22 protein-coding genes are annotated in these 22,937 nt (G+C 41.5%); 9 read left to right on the forward strand and 13 right to left on the reverse strand.

The window, feature by feature from the left end:
• Positions 1-65: 65 nt before the first annotated feature.
• Both VA249_RS21715 and VA249_RS21720 read left to right on the forward strand, forming a co-directional pair.
• Complete coding sequence (locus VA249_RS21715; protein ID WP_176703841.1) at positions 66-836, forward strand: hypothetical protein; 771 nt, start codon at positions 66-68, stop codon at positions 834-836.
• Positions 837-845: 9 nt separating this feature from the next.
• Positions 846-1,343 carry a hypothetical protein gene (locus tag VA249_RS21720; protein ID WP_176703840.1) on the forward strand — a complete coding sequence of 166 codons (498 nt, stop codon included), beginning with the start codon at positions 846-848 and terminating at the stop codon, positions 1,341-1,343.
• A gap of 83 nt (positions 1,344-1,426) precedes the next feature.
• Here VA249_RS21720 and VA249_RS21725 read toward each other — a convergent pair whose 3' ends face one another.
• Positions 1,427-1,933: a hypothetical protein gene (locus VA249_RS21725; RefSeq protein WP_221072346.1), complete on the reverse strand. Its 507-nt coding sequence runs from the start codon at positions 1,931-1,933 to the stop codon at positions 1,427-1,429.
• 205 nt (positions 1,934-2,138) lie between these two features.
• Here VA249_RS21725 and VA249_RS21730 point away from each other — a divergent pair, with 205 nt between their 5' ends.
• From VA249_RS21730 to VA249_RS21745, 4 genes are all read left to right on the forward strand, one after another.
• Positions 2,139-3,857 carry a DUF6884 domain-containing protein gene (locus VA249_RS21730; protein ID WP_176703838.1) on the forward strand — a complete coding sequence of 573 codons (1,719 nt, stop codon included), beginning with the start codon at positions 2,139-2,141 and terminating at the stop codon, positions 3,855-3,857.
• Positions 3,858-5,808: 1,951 nt separating this feature from the next.
• Positions 5,809-5,982, forward strand: coding sequence for a hypothetical protein (locus VA249_RS21735; protein WP_176703837.1), 174 nt, complete (start codon positions 5,809-5,811; stop codon positions 5,980-5,982).
• A gap of 755 nt (positions 5,983-6,737) precedes the next feature.
• Positions 6,738-8,741 carry a replication initiator protein RctB domain-containing protein gene (locus tag VA249_RS21740; protein ID WP_176703836.1) on the forward strand — a complete coding sequence of 668 codons (2,004 nt, stop codon included), beginning with the start codon at positions 6,738-6,740 and terminating at the stop codon, positions 8,739-8,741.
• 158 nt (positions 8,742-8,899) lie between these two features.
• Complete coding sequence (locus VA249_RS21745; RefSeq protein ID WP_176703835.1) at positions 8,900-9,427, forward strand: hypothetical protein; 528 nt, start codon at positions 8,900-8,902, stop codon at positions 9,425-9,427.
• A gap of 50 nt (positions 9,428-9,477) precedes the next feature.
• Here VA249_RS21745 and VA249_RS21750 read toward each other — a convergent pair whose 3' ends face one another.
• The 12 genes from VA249_RS21750 to VA249_RS21805 form a co-directional block, all read right to left on the reverse strand.
• Positions 9,478-10,212 carry a hypothetical protein gene (locus VA249_RS21750; protein WP_176703834.1) on the reverse strand — a complete coding sequence of 245 codons (735 nt, stop codon included), beginning with the start codon at positions 10,210-10,212 and terminating at the stop codon, positions 9,478-9,480.
• A 51-nt stretch (positions 10,213-10,263) separates the two neighbouring features.
• Positions 10,264-10,614 carry a hypothetical protein gene (locus tag VA249_RS21755; RefSeq protein WP_176703833.1) on the reverse strand — a complete coding sequence of 117 codons (351 nt, stop codon included), beginning with the start codon at positions 10,612-10,614 and terminating at the stop codon, positions 10,264-10,266.
• Positions 10,607-11,008 carry a hypothetical protein gene (locus VA249_RS21760; RefSeq protein WP_176703832.1) on the reverse strand — a complete coding sequence of 134 codons (402 nt, stop codon included), beginning with the start codon at positions 11,006-11,008 and terminating at the stop codon, positions 10,607-10,609. Before VA249_RS21760 ends, VA249_RS21755 begins: the two co-directional genes overlap by 8 nt.
• Positions 11,001-11,822, reverse strand: a complete 822-nt coding sequence (locus tag VA249_RS21765) for an ABC transporter permease (RefSeq protein WP_176703831.1) — start codon at positions 11,820-11,822, stop codon at positions 11,001-11,003. The genes VA249_RS21760 and VA249_RS21765 overlap by 8 nt, the downstream gene beginning before the upstream one ends.
• Positions 11,823-11,837: 15 nt before the next feature.
• Positions 11,838-12,866, reverse strand: coding sequence for a putative urea ABC transporter substrate-binding protein (locus VA249_RS21770; RefSeq protein WP_176703830.1), 1,029 nt, complete (start codon positions 12,864-12,866; stop codon positions 11,838-11,840).
• A 67-nt stretch (positions 12,867-12,933) separates the two neighbouring features.
• On the reverse strand, positions 12,934-14,085 hold the full coding sequence (locus VA249_RS21775; protein ID WP_176703829.1) for a toxic anion resistance protein: 1,152 nt from the start codon (positions 14,083-14,085) through the stop codon (positions 12,934-12,936).
• A 5-nt stretch (positions 14,086-14,090) separates the two neighbouring features.
• Complete coding sequence (locus VA249_RS21780) at positions 14,091-14,864, reverse strand: hypothetical protein (protein ID WP_176703828.1); 774 nt, start codon at positions 14,862-14,864, stop codon at positions 14,091-14,093.
• A gap of 9 nt (positions 14,865-14,873) precedes the next feature.
• The gene (locus tag VA249_RS21785; protein ID WP_176703827.1) at positions 14,874-16,397 is read right to left on the reverse strand and encodes an OmpA family protein; all 1,524 of its coding nucleotides are present in this window, start codon (positions 16,395-16,397) and stop codon (positions 14,874-14,876) included.
• Positions 16,398-16,400: 3 nt separating this feature from the next.
• Positions 16,401-17,198, reverse strand: coding sequence for a vWA domain-containing protein (locus tag VA249_RS21790; RefSeq protein ID WP_176703826.1), 798 nt, complete (start codon positions 17,196-17,198; stop codon positions 16,401-16,403).
• A gap of 12 nt (positions 17,199-17,210) precedes the next feature.
• A complete protein-coding gene (locus tag VA249_RS21795; RefSeq protein WP_176703825.1) occupies positions 17,211-18,878 on the reverse strand; it encodes a nitrate ABC transporter substrate-binding protein in 1,668 nt (555 codons plus the stop codon).
• Positions 18,868-19,776, reverse strand: coding sequence for an ABC transporter ATP-binding protein (locus VA249_RS21800; protein WP_176703824.1), 909 nt, complete (start codon positions 19,774-19,776; stop codon positions 18,868-18,870). Before VA249_RS21800 ends, VA249_RS21795 begins: the two co-directional genes overlap by 11 nt.
• Positions 19,773-20,363, reverse strand: coding sequence for a hypothetical protein (locus tag VA249_RS21805; protein WP_176703823.1), 591 nt, complete (start codon positions 20,361-20,363; stop codon positions 19,773-19,775). The genes VA249_RS21800 and VA249_RS21805 overlap by 4 nt, the downstream gene beginning before the upstream one ends.
• Positions 20,364-20,692: 329 nt before the next feature.
• Here VA249_RS21805 and VA249_RS21810 point away from each other — a divergent pair, with 329 nt between their 5' ends.
• The 3 genes from VA249_RS21810 to VA249_RS21820 all read left to right on the forward strand — a co-directional run bounded on the left by VA249_RS21810 (position 20,693) and on the right by VA249_RS21820 (position 22,935).
• Complete coding sequence (locus tag VA249_RS21810) at positions 20,693-22,213, forward strand: hypothetical protein (RefSeq protein ID WP_221072347.1); 1,521 nt, start codon at positions 20,693-20,695, stop codon at positions 22,211-22,213.
• Positions 22,214-22,278: 65 nt separating this feature from the next.
• Positions 22,279-22,593, forward strand: coding sequence for a hypothetical protein (locus tag VA249_RS21815; protein ID WP_176703821.1), 315 nt, complete (start codon positions 22,279-22,281; stop codon positions 22,591-22,593).
• Positions 22,594-22,611: 18 nt separating this feature from the next.
• Positions 22,612-22,935, forward strand: a complete 324-nt coding sequence (locus tag VA249_RS21820; protein ID WP_176703820.1) for a hypothetical protein — start codon at positions 22,612-22,614, stop codon at positions 22,933-22,935.
• The last annotated feature ends 2 nt before the right edge of the window (positions 22,936-22,937 follow it).

Consider the following 22,937-nt stretch of genomic DNA (forward strand, 5'->3'; position numbering starts at 1 on the left):
ACTAAGAACCGCAAATACTGTTTCGCTTATATCAGTGCACCTACCACAGAATGGACACATGAGTTATGAGTAAAACAGAGAAAGCTTTAAACGCCTATCAGACCAACCAAACCATGGTTCGGAACGGCAATCTACTGACTAAGATCCTTAAAGCCCTTATCGCAATCGCATTTGTCATCGCTCGATTCATCAGCGTTAAAACAGCCCGTGCAATCGGTTATAAGATGCGATGTATTATAAGTTGGGCGCTTGTCACACTCTCCTTAACAGTTTGCGTTGGCATGCAGATGGTTATGTTTTGGAGTGACCATTATCAATTAAGCAAGAGGATACCGTTAGTCAAATCCCCAATTGCCTATCAATACGCGGAAATAGTCCCAAACAACGATGCCTTTGACTTTGACCTTGTCCTTTACATTGAGCCGAAAAAGCAATCACTGGATAAGTTTGATCTCACCGCACAGCCAGACGAATTACTAACCGTTTTTAAGACAATCATTCCCAACGTATCCACTGTTGACGTCGATAACATCCATGAACACTTTTACCAGGCTAGCTTGCAGCTTCGAGGATATAGCATAGACAACCCTTACCGCTTCACCTCTGAGCGACAATCCTATAAAGAGAACGATATAAAGATGACGACAATTCAGATGTCAACGATGCTCCACCAAACCATCACTTCACTAGGTTTAGTTTTGCAAATGATTATATGCATAATGCTAATCGTATTACGCAGCGTAAGCTATATGAGCATTAAAGCCGCTCTAGGCGCACTAACCGCTGCAAGCTTCTTAAGCATCACACCATACTATTTACTCGTGTTCGGCATTTAGGGGGCTAACATGGAGCTTTATAATGATAGAGGTCAGGTAGTACCCAGCCGACCAACATACACACCAGATATCTACTTAGTTGGTGTTAAGAAAGGGATAGAAACGCTATTAAATAGCCCTAACTCTCCGTCATCACCAATAGCCGCTAATGACACGGCGACAATCAAGATACTGGCCGAATTACTTTACAATACCCGCAACTACTTTGAGATCGCTTCAGCTTTAAAGGGAAGCGGGCTTGAGATAAGTAACGAGCTATTCCTTTTGTTGCCACTGGCACAAGAGTTAGCAGAAAGCCACTTGCGCCTTACCATGTTGAATTGGTCTGAAAAGCATAAGCCCATTGCACCGTTACAAAATGGTCAATGCGTGAAGTTTGAATTAAACGGTGTAGCAACCACCGGTTATATCGTGAGTGTCAGTACGATAGAGCCTGCTAGTTACACCATCTCGATAGGTAACAGCTGTCACCATGTCTTTTTTGAAAATGCCAGCTTATTCGAGTGACATCAGAAATGCTTAGGGAGGTCCAAAATGGAGGTTTTGTTTAATAGAAACCTCCATTTTGGACCACACTACTCGACAATTCACTAGATCGAATAGAAACGATATTGTAGATAATAGGCTTCAAAAAAGTTCTGTAGGTAGCGGCTTATTTCAGCTCGTAAATCAGCAGAGATATTCAACACTTCAATCAACACACGGCGGTATTCAATCAACGCATCTGAATCTAAGCTTTCTGTCGTGAAGTTATTAAAGTAAGGTTTGATATACGTGTCTATGACAAAGCGAGCTCTATGTTTGTTATATTGGCCAGCAACGGTTTCATCAACAAAACGATTCAGGTTTGCAATAAAACCATTCGCCATCGTTTTCAGCTTAGCTAATCGCATTGCTTCAAACCTAATCTCTTTTTGATCAGAGCAATGCGACTCAACGTAACTCAATCGACTTTCAATCAACTGACAAACTGGCACCTCTGAACGAAATTTGATCTGTTTCTTATCAATCGTTACGTTGTGGTACTTACTTCGTTGCTTGAAGTTTAAAACAAAACGCTTACCTTTACCCGATTCATACTCTCTTACCTTAGCCATAATGATCTCACTCAGTCGATGTCTTGCATCTATAAGCGAAAACACTTATTCGGATATTTGTTTGTGGCTGATCTTCTTGAGGCTCATATTGCATCAGATTAAAGTGGTGATGAAAAAAGCAAAGAAGATAAACTTCTACTCATAATTGTCGGGAAAAAAGACTGCCTTTTAATAGAACCAAACGTTCTACAAAAGGTGGTCACCCATGCTTACCCTTATACCTGAAAACCACAAGCCTAAATCCCCTATACTGCTAATGAACTGCTCAGCAGCCAAGCTCGATGCGCCAAGTGCTGTCAAAGACATTTACACGGGCGATGCGTTTAAGGTATTACGTTGCAATCAACCTCAAGGTATCGACGCCCCACAATTGCTCGTGCTGTCTGGCAAACATGGGATGCTCCCTGATGAGAATGAACAAATAGAGCCATACAGCATGGAGGTGCCTGAGATTGACGACACTGCGGGCGTGAAAGCCTATCTGAAGCAGCATAAAAAACAGATCGTAAAAACCATTAAGTCGCTAGTGGACAAAGATAGAGATTTTTATGTGTTCCTCACTAAGAAATATTTGAGCATCTTCCGAAAAGCCTTTGCTAAAGGCGCACTAGAGAAATTACTGACTGGTTTTCGATCATTTTATATCTGTGAAGATCATCGTGGCTCATTACAATTTAAGTCACGACTTAAGAAAGCGCTAAACACAATGAGCGGATCTGGCTATCCATTCCTGATTTACCGCAGTTCTGTCTCTAATGCTGACGAATTGGGTTACGCGATGCACGGAAATCCACTTGGAACCACTCTACACTACGTTAATAGTGGCCAGAATACTGATTTGTATCATGCACTATTGAAATATGCCGAGCATACCCCTTTATTTGTCGATAACGGGTTGGTTTCCAAGATCAAGAAGAATGAGGAAGTGAACACAGATTTTGTATTCGATGAGTACATCAAAATATCTAACGCTGTTACAGCCAAAACTGCCAAAAACATAGTGCTCGTCATTCCAGATAGCCCTTGTAATCCCGAACATGCTTTTGGCCTCATTCAACGACATAAAGAAGATATTCTTAAGCTCCTCAAGCGCTGCAGGATGATACTACCGATTCACAACAGCTACACAATCGGATCAATCAAAGAAATGCTGAAAATCTTGAAATGCCATAAAAACCTTATACTTGGTGTACCGTGCCTTAAAAAGAAAGGGGCAGACCTAGAAATGCCATTGTGCAAAATCGAGAAGCTTCTGAATTTGAAAGTCCTCTATCGCGGTAAAGAGCAGCAAGCTTTCAATTTCGTTCACTACCTTGGGATGACTGAGTATACGCATCCCCTAAAACTCAATTCTCGAATTATGCTGGCTAGAATCTATGGCGTGGGTTGCTCTCTCGATGCCGGGAGAACGGCTGCCGTGTTCGGCTTCTACAATCGAACAGATGGCACACGTGGCAAACGTGTGGGCGAAGCCCTCAAATCAAACGTCATAGACGCAGACATACGCTCACAAGTGATGAACAGCTCTGTTTACAGAAACCATGACTTGGAAACTGAATTGCACCACCCGACGCTTAAAGGTCTAATTACTCGAAATTTTTACCAAAAAGTTTCCTCAGACCCTGAGCTGGTACATTTCCAACTCAAGGTGTTGCTTGGTCCCCACATTGTTCAAGCAGCATTTGATCAAATTCAGGGGACGTTGATCGAGAAAATAGTGGGCTTTGTGTCAGACCGAAAAGTTGCCTCTGCGATCTTATATATGCTGAAACAACATAACTGGGAGCGTTTTCTACCATACGTTTCGATCAATCAAATGCACAGTAAGGAGCAACGTTTTGAGGTCTTACGGATATTAAATTACAGACCCCAATACGTTCCGCAACAAGGGATGCTCTTCTCTTCCATGCTTGGTGAGTCCTAAAATCTATGGTGAGGCTAGAACTAAATCTCGCGAGAAATGCTACCTCTGGCAACAACGAGGTTTGGAAGCAGGTAATTACTTATTTAAGGAAAGAAGCGCTTAGAAGAAAAAAAGCCATACAAAGCTATACGTAGCTCTCCTACCGAATCACGTTGATTCACAATATCTCTACTCAAAGCAATGGAGCTTGATGAGAGTTGTATAAACGACAAATTATTTAGTGATATCAATGGAAACGTATATTCTTTGCGAACAATACAGGATTAAACGTGGCTCAAAATCTTGTAGCCCTACTCCCCAGTGTAGCGTCTTTCGCAGCCGGACGCGAAACTAAGGTAACGGCTTACAAGATACGCTAGAGAATTAGGTCAAAACATACGGAATTAGCAGCCATGAATGCAAACTACTAAAAACCCATTAAATTCAATGCTTTAACCTAACGCTAGAGAAACTATCCAAAACATACATAACTGACACCCATGCCATGAAGCAAGTCTAAAATCGTAGCTTCTATGCTCAATGATAACAAAAAATTAATTCCAACTAGCCCACAGCCATGTGTAAGATCATATCAAAGGAATTTAGATAAAAAGTATAAGTGGCTAAGAACTTAGTCAAGATACATAATATAATGATCTTACAATTGCCGAACAGTCATGTCTTTTACAATATCGAACTAAAACTGAGTCGAGACAGCGTAAATATGGTCGATTTTTGTACGCTAGTAAAAATCTGCACAAGTAACAACTACTACACCCATAGAATATGCCGCCATACCATATGATCTTACAATTGCCGATCAGTCATGTCTTTTACATTATCGAACTAAAACTGAATCAAGACAGCGGAAATATGGCCGATTTTTGTACGCTAGGTAAAATCTGCACAAGTAACAACTACTACACCCATAGAATATGCCGCCATACCATATGATCTTACAATTGCTGATCAGTCATGTCTTTCACCCTATCGAACTAAAACTGAATCAAGACAGCGTAAATATGGTCGATTTTTTGTACGCCAGTTAAAATCTGTACAAGTAACAACTACTACACCCATAGAATATGCCGCCATACCATATGATCTTACAATTGCTGATCAGTCATGTCTTTCACCCTATCGAACTAAAACTGAATCAAGACAGCATAAATATGGTCGATTTTTTGTACGCTAGGTAAAATCTGCACAAGTAACAACTACTACACCCATAGAATATGCCGCCATACCATATGATCTTACAATTGATCATCAGCAATGAGCAGACCATTGGAAATGTAGTTCATAAAGGTACGCTAGAAATCAGAATCGAAACTACCAAATGGATCAGTGATGGGATTATGAGCAAAATTCTTACGCTATGAGAAGTTGCATGAATTTACAAAAGTTACAGGCATGGGATTGGTTAATCTAGATCAATTGATCTTACACTTGATCTAAAGCGTTACATCAATGGTCAGCCAAGTAAGTCCATAGATACTAAATAATACGCTAGAAAGCGGTTGAGAAGATTACAAAAGTTACAGTCATGAAAATATGTATAGTCATAGTCACTTTAACTATGATGGTGGAAGAGTTGCATAAGTCAAATTTAGTTGGATATACAGCGGACGTATATTGAAGATCTAAAGCCTATGATAATTGACCAAAAATCATACGTTATAGATTCAATCCATAAATTACAAAAGCGACAGTGATGAAAACGATATGATCTTACACTTGGAAGCAGGCATGAAACACAAAGAATTGGCTGTATATCATACACCAACTGGGTTTTAAAACACCAACAGGTATACGCTAGAAAAGAAAATCAGAATGAACAAAAGCGACAGTGATGAAAACGTTATGATCTTACAATTGGAAGCAGGCATGAAACACAAAGAATTGGCTATTTATCATACACAAACGGGATTTTAAAACACCAATAGGTATACGCTAGAAAGAGAAAATCAGAATGAACAAAAGCGACAGTGATGAAAACGATATGATCTTACAATTAGAAGCAGGCATGAAACACAAAGAATTGGCTGTTTATCATACACCAACTGGATTTTTAAAAACCAGGTATACGCTAGAAAAGAAAATCAGAATGAACAAAAGCGACAGTGATGGATTGAAAAGAAGATGAAGTTAAAAAAACGTTGTTATCACAGTAGTTTAGATACGCTAGATAATTTCGACGAACATCACAATTTGATCAGCGATGAAAATGATTAGCAGCAAGGGGTTCTAAACCAAATTTATACAAGTGAAGTCAGGTATATTGGATAAATGGAAATTGTGACTTTTATCACAAAAGTAAGAAAACATATAAATCAGCCATAACATTTATCCTATCTTACTGTTTTTAAAAGCTATTTAATATCAACACAATATAACAATTGTAAGATCATAAACTTAAAAACCTGTGAATAAATAGCTCTCTCGTGTATAAGCTGTTGAAAACAAATGTAAGATCATATTCATCCAACCGTACGATCAAACATAGTCATCCGTAAGATCGTCTAACCCCATCTGTAAGATCATTCCCAAGCAATTGTTAGATCGTTAAAGAGCTCTCGGATTTATACAAGAAGCCTTTTCATCAATTCACTAACCGTAAGATCATACTATCTACCAAACAGAACCATATAAAACAGCAACTTATGTAACAACCCGCATGGATGAAAGTAATTGTAAGATCATACCGCTCTAAAGAACTTAAAGTTAAAGAGCCATGCCTGTATATCAATTAAAATCAGTATTAATCATTTACTAAACATCTATAAATCAAAAATTTATAATTTATTGAAAGATCCAAAACACAATCCAAGCAAGTTCAGTTTGAAAAATTTATGATCGATGATAATATCCATAACATACGAAACTAACAGTGATGGACTGATGGCTATCGAATTAATGGATCTGATAGATCTAACGCAAATACAATCCGTTAAACGAAAAAGGTCTTTCATAAGTTACTTAGGTCACGAAAACGACCTACTAACTGTTGTTGACCAATTTGAAGCAAAGCTTAATCTTGCACCTAAAGCTAAGATTGTTCTGCATTATCTCATTACAGCTTCTTCAAAATACATCAACCATTCTGTTGCAAATACAGTACTTTTTGAAGAAATAACCAATCTATATAAAATACCAACCGCATCATTAAGAGCTTATCTTGCTGATTTTACAAACAAAAACATACTAAAAAGTATTCGCTGTTTATATAATGGAACTGACGATCATAGTATTACGGTTTACCAATTTAGCACAGCGGAAGAGCTAGCTATTTCCGCTTCATCAACAAAGATTAATACGACAAGGAATACTAATGATAAGAACTCTCGAGAAAGTGTCAGTAATCTCCTAACGAAATACAAATTTAGCCAAGAAGATGTCGACATTCATGATAATTTGTTTCCGACAGGTTGGTTTTACCACGAAAGTCTTGTACCAGCTGAGTTTTTAGCCATTGCCCCAAAAACTGCGATTGGTAAGCAATCCGAAAAAAGAGTTTTTACTCATAAGTCAGGTAATGACGTAGTTGCCAAGTATGAAATTCATGCAACTGCATCCACACAAATTGCTACTCAATTTGCTTATCAAGTTTTAAATGCAATCATAAACTTGGCCATTGTTTTTAATGCAAAAATGTTAAGAACAAAGAAGTATGAGAAAGCTTTTCAAGAAATATCTGTTCCTATCAAAATGACTCATATAGTGAGCATTCTTGGTGTGACAGATAGTGGTCCCATGAGGAAGAGCATTATTAGAGCTATTTTGGAATTGCGTCATACGATTTATAACAAATCAGACCTATTAGGACGCAAGCAACAAGATGATTCTACGCTGTTTAATACTAAAGATTTTCAATACATTGTTGGTCTTGAAACGAACTCAACAGTTGCACCACAATACGATAGAAATGGCGACCTAAACACTAAACCATCATTGTTTATCATTGATCTAAACAAAGTGATTATAAAAGAGCTTTCTAACAGAGAACTGCTGTTTGGTATTCCGTCAAAAATTGCAGTTGGAAGCCCATTAACCTTTCTATTTTATTTAACCTTGCGCCGACAAAGAGTTGAAAAAGAATCTCTTCTCATTGAGTTTGTCAAAGATAAAATGTTTTACATGGGATCAGCAGCTCAGTTGCAAAGAGAGTTGCTTAAGGACTTAGATAAGTATTATAAATTTAGTGAAACAACATCAGTAATTAACGACTCTGATTTTCAATACAACTTATGCGGATATCATCTTAGATTTGGGGCAAACCCTAATGGGGAACCGTTGGTTTATGTTGTCGTTGATCTAGAAGAAATGATTAAAATGTCTGGTGCAAAATATGATGAAAGTAAAGGTGGCTTCAATGCACCAACTTTAAATAACCCCATTTTCGGCAAGCATGAAACTGTTAAGTCAACGATTGAAAATAGCAAAATTAAGGTTTTCACTAACGAGCTGAAACGAGACGTGATAATTTCATCAACTAGGCGCTCAACTATCTATAAAAAGTTTGCTATTGATGGCGGAGAGTATTTGCTTACCGCTTATGATTCAAATGAACACTTAGAGAAGCTAAGTTCCATAATGTCTCAGTTCATTGGTGTCGAAGAAGACATTGCGATGGGTACATTATTGAAGCTCCAAAAAGAACTTAAGATGGTTAGTTATGGCTCTTATGTTGTTGATAAAGAACTATTTTTTGCGTTAAAGGATTATATTGCCATCAACTATAATACAAAACTTACTGTCCAAGAGTTGTTAGACCACGTTAAGACATACAGGTTGAGTAACATTAAAAAATGGTGTGAGGGTAATTTTGAATACATTTCAGCTCAAATATACTCCGATATTTTAGATGACGACCCTAGTATTCTGTCTGAATCTCAGCCCTTTTAGACTTTAGAAGTAGCATTAAACCAAAACTAAATCGCACCTTTTTAAAGGGTGCGATTTTTTTGTTTATTAAAATCATTTAATATCAACATCTTAAGTTCACCGTCGCTCGCCAACAGTTTTCGCTTATTAGTACTGAGCCACTAATAGGGATATGAAAAATGAAACTGCTTGGTATGAACACATTTATTGAAGCGTCGCTAGTGACAAACGGAATGGTTAGCAAAAAAGTAATTGCTGGAGCTTATGGAGTAAGCGCTCGTTCAGCAGAAAAATACATCGCTTCATTCATTGATAAGTACCCAAATGTCATTCAATACAACAGCTCACTTCATGCATGGGAAACTGTTGATTACGATAGCTTGGACCAGGGCATGTCGGCTATGGAAGCTGCTCATTATATCGAGGCATTAACTTTGATATATAAGAATGAGTCCCCAGTCATGGGATTGATTGAATGTAAACTTTACGAATCTAAAGAATTTAGACGTGATGAACTGGTGGATAAATTAGGTATTTCACTAAGCACAGCTAAGCGTGCAATCTCAAAATATCTGGAATCAGGAAACTTAAAGCGAACACCAGGCAATACTTACAGACCGACTTTTACTTATCTACCTCTTTTCATTAAGAACACGAAAGAGGCCAAGCGATTTGAAGATGCCTTAGACTTAATTTTAGGTGCTTAAATCTTGCGCGAATACGTGACGATGTAACACGCGCAAGTTTTTCTATCAATCTAACCATTTACGAAAGGAAAATTAATTTGTGTAAGATCTATAGGCTCAAGGTAAGGCTCTAGTTCATCTGTGATGAATGAGACTGCTTCATCACTGTATAAAGTCGTACCTGGGTAACTTGCTATAAGCTTGGTAATCACTTCGTCAATAACGTTTAGTAAGGCTTCTGCCTCGACCCCAGCTGTGGCTTTTAGTTGGCCATAGTAATCCAGCGTTTGGTCACCAACGCGATATATGATTAAGCGAGGTGAGTACAAACGCAATGTTGAAAGGTATTCTGGTTTCAAATCTTGATGATTGGTTAACAGCTCAATACTGCACCCAAGCTTAGACTCCATATGTGATACGAGACTTGGGAAAACTTCTTCGTAGTCCTCGTAGCGAGATAACCATTCAGTGGTTGATGTTTCTTGTTCAGTTTGAGGACATAGATAGCTTAATTTAATAAATGGTCTCTCTTCCCTATCGGAAAATCGATAAAAGTGAAGATGTAACATTCCATCTCTTTCAACTGAAGAATTATGGACAACTCTGGAGGGAATCAAAAAGCTGACGGCTTCTTGAGCTTCAACCACACTGAGATAATTTCTAACTTGTGAGTTCAACAATATCGGATATAGGCGGTATTGATCGCAGAGTAACCAAGTAGGATGCTTACTATTCACTAACGTAATGATATTAGCTGTTTGATCTGAACTTAGCAGTTCGCGATTGCATTGATCTAAAGAAATCATAACTCCCTCTCTCACTAGCTTAAGCTAAATATGAATTGTTAAATGTATCTTTTACCCTTGACACTGACTGCCATTGATAAGTAGCCCGTGAAGCTTTGTTTTGGTGCCAAAGCTCTCAATATCATCAAACCAGAAGTATTCCCAATGCGTAATCTTCCCATTATGCAATGCTTGTTTAACACTATCTGGGAGGCAGTCTACTTGGCTAACACTACGGTAAAGCTCCAAGTAATCTTCGTGCTCTATCTCATTGAAAGGGTTGAGGTAAAAATAACAGAACGCCGACAATAGAATCGATGCATACAAGAAAACAAGTACAGAATAAAATTTAAATTTTCTTGAACCTTTTTTAAGCTGTGCTGTTATTTTCTCATAGTCATCTACTGTGTAATCGCTACTCATGCAATTTTTCCTCTTCAAGAACTTGCAAGTCGAAAAGTTGGTCTTCTGAACAAATGAGAGTTTGATTGAAAAGCTTGGCTTTTGCTTCAGCTTCTTCCAGCGTCGGTAAACTCATGAACTCCGTCACGGTCACGGTGCCATCTTGAAGAACTTGCTGGAAAATACCATGAGTTGCGCATCCGTAATTCTTGATCATGTATTCATATTGAATAGCTGAGACTTCTTGTAAATTTATGAATGTCACCAATCCAATTGCGATCCAAATCCCAGTTACTGCCGCACTAAAACCAATAAAATTGCCCAAGGTATTTTCAATGCCCTCATACTCAGCCCGTGCTGCTCTATTTTCACGAATTGCTTTATACAGGTCGCATTCTGGTGCTTTATCAGTCATGAGATTCTCCTGCATACCATTGATTGGTTCTTGTCAGTATTAACCTCAACAGCAGGTCTATGGTGATGCCGATTATCGTTATCGTGATAACATAAGGTACGATGCCATCCATTGACAAATAGCGACGTAGAAGAAAAATACGGTAACCGAGTCCAGACTGTGAGGCGATTGCTTCTGCAGCGATAAGAAATAACCAACTGGCGCCAAGAGATAATCTGCAGGAATCGATCAACTTTGGGATACTTAATGGCAGCATCACCTTATAGGCGATCTGAAAACGATTGAGCCCAAGCGTTTGAGCTTTTACTGTCAATTCAACAGGTAGAGAGCGTATATATAAGACCAAATCTCTTGTAATAAGCGGCGTAACTCCAATCACTATGAGACCGATCTTGCCTGCCTCACCCACTCCGAACACAATGAATAAAACAGGTAATAAAGAAAGTGGTGGAATCATCGAGACAAAGGTGAGTGCTGGGTTTGCTAGGGCATAGACGCCTTTATACGTACCAATCATCAGACCTGAAATTAATGAGATAGCGGCTGCGATGCCAACACCTGTCATTAGTCGGGTTAAGCTCGATTGAATGTCCGTTAATAACACAAGTTCCCCTGAGCGTCGGTCAGGTACCAGCATCATTGATTTGAACGTCTCAAACATTTGCGAAAACGCAGGTAAAATCTTGTCTCTTGGGTTCTCAGACAATCGATATTCTGAGCCTACCTGATAAGCAATGACTGCAATCGCAAATGGCAGTAATGCCAAAACTAACTTAACCCAAGATTTGGGTGACTTATGAAGTTCAAAAAGCATCGCAGTACCCTCCCTCTAGTTTCCAGCAACGTCAGCCATGTATTTACTAGAAAAACGAAGTTTTACGTTTGCTGGATCACCCAAGATAGTGCTATCAGCGAACTCAATGCCAACAAAATCTGCTGATTGTGCATATTGCCCAAACAGACCCTTTGAGAAAGAGAATGAACGAACAAAGTCCATTGATTGCTTGACGCTGTCCGACTCCATGGCCTCAGTCGCTTCAGTTGGGTCAAAGTACAAACGTGTCGTCGCCAGTTGTGCTTTAAATTCACTGACCGTCGTACCAGAATTTACTGCCATTTCAGCAATTAATGGCTCTGCGGTTTGTGGATCTCGAAGTAAACTCATCACTTCATACCATGCTTCAGTAATCGCTAGTTTGAACGCTTCTGGTGCATCGGTTCGAGAGATGAGTACATCCATAATTTCTGAGGGAATCATTGATGAATCAAACACAAGATTGGCTTCAGGATCTGATAGCACCGTCATTAAAGGTGGATTCCAGGTCACTGCTGCATATTCAGGTTTAGCCATCACCACTGCGGCTAAATCTGCATCCGACGTATTGACCAGATTTACGTCTCGCTCAGAAAGACCGGCTTTTTCAAGGGCTCGCGCTAATAAGTAGTGAGAGACGCTTAATTCAACGAGATGGATATCTTTACCAGCGAGGTCGCTAACCGACTCGCCACCTTTGATTACAATGCCATCGTTGCCGTTTGAGTAATCACCAAAGATAATAGCTGTGCTATCTACGCCTGAAACAGCAGGAATAGTAAGAGCATCAAGTGTGGTCATCGCACAGGCATCATATTGCCCAAGAGTGTAGAGGTTTATCGACTCTATGTAGTCGGGTACAAGTTCAATGCGAATATCAACGTTATACTTCTGCTCTGCTCGCTGAAGCGCGCCTGTGGACTCTAGAAGTGCGTACGGCTGCCAACCTACATAAGTTGAGTAACACACGGAATACGTTTCTTTCGCTTGAACACCTGCACTTAAAGCAAGTGTGGTAAGTAGAGGTAGAATTGCCTTTTTCATGTCAAATATCCGTTTTCGTTTAAAAAGGCAGCCGACAGCTAACTGGCTGCAAAGGACAAGGAATTAGTTACAGCTCAACGTGGAACTTGCTGCGTTGTGCTTCCCCTTGCTCAATTCGGTTGATCTCTTTATCCATATCGCTGGTCATATCTTGAAGTGTCGCGATCTCGGTTTTCATCTGACCAAGTGCTTCAACGCGAAACTTCGATACTTCGTCGATTGCATTAATGGTGTTATCAAACGCTCGCTTCATCACCTCGACCTGAATGTACGGCTCTTGGCTTTGGTTAAGAACGGCGACACCTTGCGTAAGAAGCTGCTCACTGATTTGAGTGATCATATCTTCAGTTACACGTTTGGCTGTATCGACAGCGGCAATAACCTTTTTCTGTCGAGCCAGCGCCACTGCAAGGCTTGAGGCAATACCAAGGGCAGTAAGAGTGTGCTTGATGGCGCGATCTACAGAGCGACACAACTCTTCATTGGTTCGGATAATGAATTGGCTGGTGACGAAGCCTTGGGTGTAGATGGCTTTGCTAGTCAAAAGGTCTTGATGACGTTGCGATAATGAGAACAGAATTTCTTCCTGCAAAAATCGCTTTTTGTCAGGGTTCTTCTCTTTATCCACTTTGTCAGCAATGAGCTTGACCACTTCTGCTGCAAAAGCGATATGGTCATCTAGAACGTGAATCTGTTTGCGATAAGCGAGCTGATCTTCACGAAGCGTGGTGTTATCTCGCTCTAGCTGATCTTTTCCGTCTAGCAAACCCTGTTCGATGCTTTTTATGACTGACTCAGCGCTTGAAAATTTCGCAATCCAGGTACGAAGTGGGGTTGGGACACCAAGGAAAGATAGAAACTGACGAAAACCTGATAGAGTTTGGAAATCGAAGTTATTAGGGTCGATATCACGAGCCACCTTTTCAAGCTCCAGAAGACCGGTTGCTACATCGCCGCCACTTTCAGCATCGTCAATCAACACTGACATCGGTTGCTGAAGCATTTTGGACATCTTATTGAGTTCCGTTTCAACTTGTCCACCAAAGGCTTTCGATTGGTTCGTTGCTTCCATTTGAGCATCAAGATCTTGCGCCTTAATTGAGGTTAGGTTGGCAACAAACTCTTTCGCCTTTACCTGTACTTCGGGTTTCAATTCAACTAACTCCTGGGTTTGTTGCTCTGGCATTTCAATGCTTACCGCTGTCGATTCATTACTCATGGGGACTATCCTTTTTGGTCGTATAAGTGTGTTCTAGAGATCAGCGTATGCACTTCTTGTAAGCTGTCCTCAATGCTTTGTTCTGACTCAGCTTTCGTTGTGATACTGGCCAACTCAGATGTACTTTTATCAAGCGCAGTCATCACTGACTCATTGAGCTTGAGAATGTCTGATTTGCGCTCGGTGGTTTCGTTGAAAAGGTTTCGGCGTTCACTCAACTGAACGAGAGTTAATTGGTCTTGCTCTTGTTCAATCTGTTTAGTCAGTCTCTCGATGTCGATGCCTTTGATTGCATGCGAGAGAAGCAGATATTGTTTCAATGAGTCCACTGAACTCAGGTACAAGCGTTCTGCAGCTGTCTGGTATCGACGGTGGGTTAACTCACCGTCGTTAAATTGAAGATTCAAAACCGTTAGGTATGACTGAAACTTTTCATTTAACTGTTCAAACTGTGTGATAGCTGGTTGTTCATTTAACTCTGCCAAGCCTGCCTGTACTTCTTGAGACAGTGCTTCACGTTTAGTGATAGCTTCAGCTTGTAATTGATTTGCGATTTCCAGTCTTAACTCATGGCTTCTAATTAAAAACCGAATCACGAAGTTAGAGACCGTCGCTACTAAAAACAAACCAAACGCGATTGCAAAGAACCATCTCACGGATTCAAACAGAAACAGGCCTAGCGCATTAGCGAGCGTTGCAATGATCAGTGCATGAGATAACGAGTCATTGATCACTTTCGCTTTATAAAGCGATTCAATCTCATTGCGACAAATATCCATACTGCCTCCTTAAAACCCATCTCTAAGTAGAATGAGCTCGACACGCGGTAGTCGGTACTTAAATGCACGGAATGTTTCACCAGGCTCTCGTGCTAACGGTTCGTTGCCCCCGACACCGACCGCTTTCACACGGTTTTTATGAATGCCGTGAGCCAGCGTGAAGTAACGCTCGACAAATTTCGCTCGATTGCTCGATAACTCTAAATTGGCTTCTGCATCACCAGATGTTGATGTATGCCCTTTAATTAGGAGTCGATAAGACGGATAGTGCTTAAGGTCCTCAACAGCTGCATCCAGCGTTTGTTTTGCCGTTAAACTCAGTTCACTTCGACCGTTGGAGAATTGCACGTTTGGCGTTTTGAGCTTACCCACCACCTTTAACTGATCCCACTCAGCATCCGACAATTTCTCAAAGACGATTGGCTCTGGCTCAGGTTCGATGAATGTACCCGCCGCTTTCCGGTCAGTGAGGATTTCACCAAGGGCTTTACTGGCAATTAAGCGATAAGGGTTATTGTCTGGCAGTGACACGGTCACTCCGCTTGTGCCAAGTAGATCGGTGGTTCGATTGATCACGTCGTACAAGCTATCGCGAGTGTAAGGGTTGCCATTGATGGTGTGCATTGGAAACCAGTGGATGGCGTTGTCATTGAAGTCTGAGAACTCAACCCCTGACATCATTTTTGACACTTCGCTTTTTTCGATACCGGTCGTCTTCACCACGTCATTTATCAAAGTGTTAGGCGACACTCGGCCAATATCTACGGTTTGGAAGTACTGGTCTAATACCGTTTTAACTTGCTCGAAGTCGTGCTGTAACACTGATTTATTAACAAGGAGGATATCGACGATCACGCCTTGTACTTCCGCCGTCGAAATGACTTTTTCTATGCCATCAACAGCAAGTGCTTTAGTGACATACGGTTCCCACAATACAGCGGAGTGAACGTCCTTGTTCTTAATTGCTGCTAGGACCTCTTCTGAGGTGCCTTTAGTGTGGGTTTGCCCTTTCTTATCGAGAGCAAAGTGAGAACGAATAGCTCGTAAGAAATGCTCGCTTGGCGTGTCTGCGATATAAGCCATCTTGCCATTTGCATTAGCAAGATCGTTAACTGTTTTTACTTCATCGGACCAAGCAACAATGGCATCACCACCTTTTGATTGGTCAATAACAGCGATAACCACACCCGGGAAATCATAATCTTGACCAAGAGATAGGTATGCATCTACCGTCGTTACCGCAAAGTCGATATCACCATTTTTTAAGCGTTTAAAGCGGTCTTCCAAGTCGGCATCGTCGTTCTCACAAGACCAACGAATTTGATTGTCACGTAAACGGCTCTTAAAGGTATTTGAACAAAGTATTGAGTAACCAATCCAACCATCCATTGCCATGGTGTAACTGTGATTGAATGTACCGCTGTCACTCAGGTTGATGTCACGTTCGTTTTCCGCATCTTCTAGAAAAACGTTAACCCCAATCATTGATGCTGCAACAACCGCTAGTGCAACGCCTGCCATCGCGAGTCTCATAAGCTACTCCTTGAACTCTGTGTCGACATTAAACGCTTCGGCTTCTGCGGTCACTGAGCTCAAGCCAGCAAGCAGTTGTTCGGCGTTTGATGCAGATTGGTAGTTCACGTAACCCTGACGATTAAGTGCGTGACTAGCGCCTATACAGAACCCCATCGTATGTAAGTTGATGGCAGTTTCACCAACAATCTTATCTACCATCCGATTCATTAAGCCGGTATCACCTGCATCACCGTCGGTTACGATGACGCTATGAAATGTGCCGTAACCTAGTTGCTTTTTAGCCTGGGCTGTTAGTGAGTTGTAAGCTTCGATTAAGCTCGCCCCTAGAGGCGTCCCGTCGTTGGGCTCCACTAACTTTATCTGGTCAATCACAAACTGCTTATGTTCGCCACCCGCTTTAAGCGCAGCACGCTCATTAGCGCCACGTCCATCAAAGACATACAAACCAATTTGAGCATCGTTTGGTAGTGAACTCACAAACGTTGATAAAGCCGTTTTAGCTACATCAATGCGGCGCTGCCCTGCCCCACAACTGGTTCTGTCCATTGAACCACTGCCGTCTAGCACCAAATAGTAGTTGGAGGCGAGTAGGTTATTGCTCACTTCAATATCTTGTTCACTAACCGCTGGCCATGAGTTGTTAATCCCAACTGAGCCGTAACCCGATTGTTGGTGTGTCACTACTCTTTCAACGACGTCCTTTGTAGCTTGCGCTTGAGGATTTAATGGTGAATTGCTCTGCTCTTTACAACCGATAAGTGCTAGGGAAATCGTCATACATAAAATTGAACGTTTCATTATCACGTCTCCTTAAAGTGGGCTAAAGGCGGTTTCTTCTGCTTCAACATTCAGAAGTCGGAACGTCACTCGCATATTCGAAAGCCACTGTGCTTCCGATTTTGGCGCGCAAGGTTGATCACCACAGATCCCCGTTTTTGGTTGCGAGATGCCGTGTCCAATAACCGTAAATTGTGACGGGTCGAGATAGAGTTTGTTCATTTCACCCATTTCAATCACAGACTGACGAACTTCGGTCGCTCGGTTGAGGCTCAAATTCTTCAACCCTTGCTTCATTCGGTTTAGCACGACGTTGTTAGAGCCTGACTTGGCCTTACGGAGATACCCCATAGGGTCTGAATGCCCCTCAATGAGAATGACAGAACCCGAGTATGCACCTGAAAGCTCAATCACTTTCTCGAACTCAGACTGATAGAGTGACGAGTCGAACCCACGTTGGTTGGGCTTGAAGTAAACATCAAACGAATAGAGCGTGTCGTTATCCAGCGTATTTTGCTTTTGTTTCTTGTCGACAACCGCACTTAAAGACTTGGTATCAAACCTTGGTTGCTCAATTTTTGCTGCATAACCGTTGGCATGAAGACGGTAGTTGATATCGGCTTTTAAAACGGTACCTGGGCTTTTGATCGCGCCCATTGCGAGAAGACCTTGGGCGGTTTCGTTTTTGATGACTTCAAAGTTACGCGCAGTGTTACCAGTGAAGAAAGCTTGGTTATCTTGAAAGTTGGAGATATAAGCATCGCCAACAAGCGGTTCAATTTCATCCACTGCCATTTTTGAGTCAAACAATAGCTCTGCTGCATCCGTCTTAAGCATCGGTGCGTTTACAGCTGCAGGGAGAGCTTCTTGCGCTTTCAAAAGTGCCATGACTAGTGAATCAAGCGAATCTTTATTTTGGTCATAGAAATCCTTACGTACCGCAATAAGATCAGTAATCACTCTCGATGCACTAGCGGTACTCATCACAATCGACGCGCCTTTCACTGAGCCCTCTGCCCCACTACCAACGTTACCACCGCTAGTTAAAGCAAGCGCATCAGGTGTAATGACAAATGCTGCATCAACGTTTGAGTCAAACAGTGCTTCGGCTGGCGTGTTTTCGGTACCGGTTAGATCGCGTGTATAGAAGAAATCAATTTTGCTTACATCACATCCCGCATCAGATAACACGCGGTTTGCGTAATTAAGGTGTGGCCCAAACGCATTAATCGCAATTGACTTATCACATAACTCTGCGGGTTTCAGTCCACCTTTAACAACCAGAGCATCCCCACCCTCTGACCAACTGAGTTGCGATATCACCACTGGTGTCAGGTCATCATTACCCTTAACCGCAGCCGCCGCTAAGTTAATCATCGACATCGTGCCACGAAGAAATGGAGAGTCCCCTTTCATGTATTCACGGATCTGATCTTGGAATCGGTCTTTGCGATTTAGCTCTAGACGAACAGGGGTTGTCGCAACTAAAGAGCCATTAGAAGTGGTCTTTGCGCCGTTAGCATAAATTGTTGCCACGTCACCGCCCCAAGTGATGATCGGCATATTGTAAGTTGTCGACTTTTTAACGGAACCAGAACTGGCGATAACCGTATCTTCAATAGGTGTTGCTGGTAATCGTTCAACCGATTGTGCGGCTGCACTCGCCAACGCAAGTGTCAGTAGTGAGTACTTAAGCTTCATTTGTCGAGTCCTTTTGAGTCAATGTCTTGAGTGTGTTTGTGCTTTCGATCGTGAATGAATCTGGGTGAGTGAGATTGAAATCATCGACTGACTGAATCACGTCTGGATCGAATGCAGTGCGTCTAATGCGAGTGACGAGTTCAATAAACTCTGGTTTACGCTTAATATCTGTTGAGCGCGCTAGCGTATCGAGACAAACATCTTCAACGATCGTTGCTCCATGGTCTGAGTCTGTATTAAAACCGTCGTAGTACTGGCTCAGTGCAAGCAGGCGAGTGCCGAGGTATGCCGCTTCTTCTAAGCTGTGCGTGATGAAAACAACGGTCATACGAAGTTCTTCATGCAGCTGCAAGAGAAAGGTTTGAAGCAACTCTCGTGATACTTGATCTAATGCCGCAAAAGGTTCATCCATCAATAAAATTTCTGGACTTGCTATCAAAGCCTGGGCAATTGCGGCACGCTGCTGCATACCACCTGAAAGTTCGTGTGGCAGTTTGTGTGCAGCGTCTTGAAGTAAAACTCGCTCTAGGTAGTACATTGCGTAATCAATGCACTCTGATTTTGTTGAGGCTTTACCTTTAATGCCGAGGTGATTAATCCCCATCAGCACGTTATCTAAAACAGTCAGGTGCGGGAAAAGTGAATATTTCTGATAGACTACGCCACGATTTGGAGATGGCTCAGTCGCTAAGCGACCGTTGATATAAATGTCACCCTCACAGGCATTCTCTTGGCCAAGAATAATGCGTAGCAAGCTACTTTTACCGCAACCCGACGGACCAACTAAGCTGACAAATTCCTCTTTGCGAATAGCTAAGTTGACGTTCTTAAGCACAGTTTTATCACCGTATCGCTTTGTAACGTTATCTGCAGTGAGCAAGTAAGGTTGGAGAGTCATGCTTGTACTCCTGCTAGGTTCGAGCTCCAACCATTTAATAACTGGTCGTCCCAAAAACTGCGTTTCTGCTCAATTGTCTGAATATCGTCGATATGAACAATATTAAGCTCGACAGCTCTTTCAAAATATTGCTTAGGTGGTAGATCGTCGTGGACGAGGTAGAGGAGTGATGAAAGCAGAACGCCACATTGACAGCATTCTTTATCAATTGCGGTTAACGCTTCTTGAATTGCTTTACGGTCTGATGGATTACGGTAATCAAACCCTAATTTAGTGAAAAATTCGCTGTGGGAATATATGCTTCTTTCTTGCCAGCACTCAATCAACACCGCTTTTATATTCGCAATTCGATTGAGCTTCTGGTCATAAAGTGCGACCGCTTCATCTAGTCTCACCATCGCCACTGATAGATTTTCAGACGTCATGTGATCAACTGAAAGTTCACCATTGCATTTAGCTTTTTCTACATCGAGATTACTCAGCGATAGCGCTTTTTTTACTAAAGACATTGGTAAGTAGTTCGCTAAAGACATTGGCTCACACTTAGCCAGGCTCAAGTAATCAATGGTGTTAATTCGATTTTCCATATGATGCGTCTCCGTCATTCCTGTTAATGACTATCGCCTCATAGGGGGAGCTTTGTTAGGGGTAAATGTGATCTGCGTCACCACTTTAATCTAATAGGGTCACGCAATTTGAACCGACCCTCACGTAATTTGAACCGACCCCCTCACCAAACCTTGAATCGGTTTATTTGTTATGCTCAATTTACTATGCTTACTGAAGTTCCCTTGGTGAGCTCGCTGCTAGCAAGCAAAGTCCATGACAACCAACCCAAGAAACCTCGCGTGTATGTCTTACTGATTGGCATCGAGCAGCTAGTCCCTCCTTTAATGCCAAGTATGGAGATATGTCTATGCGAATAGAACTGAGTACCCCCCAACTAAAAAGCGTCAAGAAGTGGCTTAAGCTTGTAATAAAGATCAGCCCTACCTCTATCAAACTATCAGTGGCTCAAAACGTTTTACTAAAGAACGGATTTGGTTATCGTGATTACAAAGAAGCGGAACGTTTAAGTAGGAAATCAGATGGGACTAAGAAGCTCTCTTCCGAACAACGCTTACAACTGAATCAGTGTTTAGTAAACGAATTTCAGCTGTCATCATCCGACTCGATTGGTTTAATTTCTAAGTTGGACTTTGCCAAGCCAGAGAGCAAACCACTTTTCATTGATGAAGCCGGCTTGTTTTACAGCTCGATGATAAACAATGCCCCACTTAGTGATGAGGTATTGCAGAACTACCGCTCGCTAGGCCTGGCTCCAAGGTTGTGGGAAACCATCAAGCGTAACGAGGAATATTTTGTGGTTACCCTCGATGCTTATAACAAAGCCTTTCTTGATATCGATTTCGACGAGACAACTAAAGAAGAGGCATTTAAAGCAGTATGTTCATTCGCTATACCACTCTACACTGCGATAGCCACCACTTCTGTTTTCAATGAAAACCCATTGGGCATTTCTATTGAAAAGAATAAAGTTGTTCACAAAGCTTCTCATATAGTGTTAACCCCCTATAGTAAAACCCTTATAGACGCCCAATCTCTGGTGAGTTCATTACTCACGTTATCTGAAGTCAAACTATCTGCGCCTGGTCCTTTCTCTGTGCCTCACTTGGGTAGCTTTCTAGGCGTGAGTGTTTCTGACGGATTAAAAGCGCTCGTATCAACTGAGCTGTACTTTAAGCTATGTGCTGAGCATCCCCTCATTGTGAAAGGAAACGCAATAGAACAAGTCAATAATGAAAAAAGACGTTATCCAGACCCAGAGACTCTCAATCAGTGGGAACAATTGGAACAACTAAAGCATGCCATCAACGCCTCTCAATTTGACGAGCAAATGTCTAGCAAGATAGTTAATGCCCCATCTTCATCCTGGGAAATCATTTGGGATTATCTTCGTCAGCTACCATCACTGACCACAGAGCCTGCAGAAGCTGAGTACGTCGATGCGCCGTTGTTGTATGCTCACTTCGATGAAAGTACCGTCTTGAAATGGGCTGGGGCTTTCTTCGATGACTTTGAACTTGAATATCGAGTGGACGACCATAAACTCATTGAGTATCTGTTGAGGGAAGATTACCAGATGGATGGTAGCTTCGATGAATATCAGAATTGCCCTACTCTTGCCGCCGCCCTCTCCTACCAAAGCATTATTAAAGCTAGAGACTTTTCAAAACTGCTTGATAGACTGCTTTTTAAACTAGGGGTGGAGTACAACAGAATTTCTAGTTTAATCGGTTCATACGAATGGTTTGAACAAGCTATCTCTGACGAAAAGAAAGCGTTTTTCGGTCACGAATACCGTAGCTTTCAAGATAATTTTCGTCTTGCCAGAAAACACAATTCGACCTTAATAACGGTAACTCAAACGCTATAACTTCCCCAAAATCATTTTCGCTTATTAGTAATGACCGAACTTCGGCATTACTAATAGGTGAAAAAATGAAAAAGTCATCCCTTGCAATTTTTGCTCTATGCGCATCGCTTAACGCAAATGCTGACACAAGCATAAACGTTCCAAATTCAGACGAAATACTCAAACAGATCTCGGATCTCGATACTTGCATCGACCAGTCCACACCCTACTTCACCGACAAGCTACTTGATTTTGATGTCGGTACATACGCAGAAATGAACACCAGTTTCACCACGATATTAAATGATTGGCTGGGCTTGTTAAGTCATACGACGCTGACGACCGCAGAGAAGATGCGCTGTATTGAGCAAGCGGTGAAACGTGTACGTGACTCTCAATAATAAAAAGGGAATTGAGCTATGGAACATCAAAAACGTGTAGCAAATGAAATAGAGACAAAAAAGTGTGAGATAAAGGAACTGGAAACCCAGTACCACGCACTTGAGCAGCAAGAGTGCAATGACGCAGTTGACCGTTCATCACTCAACGAGGAACGTGACAGGTTGCAATCACTAATCAATCAGAAGCATGAAACTCTAAAGCAATTACAGCGTGTGACAGTCTATCTAAATAAGAACCCCGACTTTGATGAAACCTGCATTGAATGTGGTGTTGAACTTAAGCCCTTGCGGTTAGAAAAGTTCCCACAGAAATTGCGATGTATTGACTGTGAATCTTCTTAAAA

This window comes from Vibrio alfacsensis, assembly GCF_019670485.1.
GTDB classification, from domain to species: Bacteria; Pseudomonadota; Gammaproteobacteria; order Enterobacterales; family Vibrionaceae; genus Vibrio; species Vibrio alfacsensis.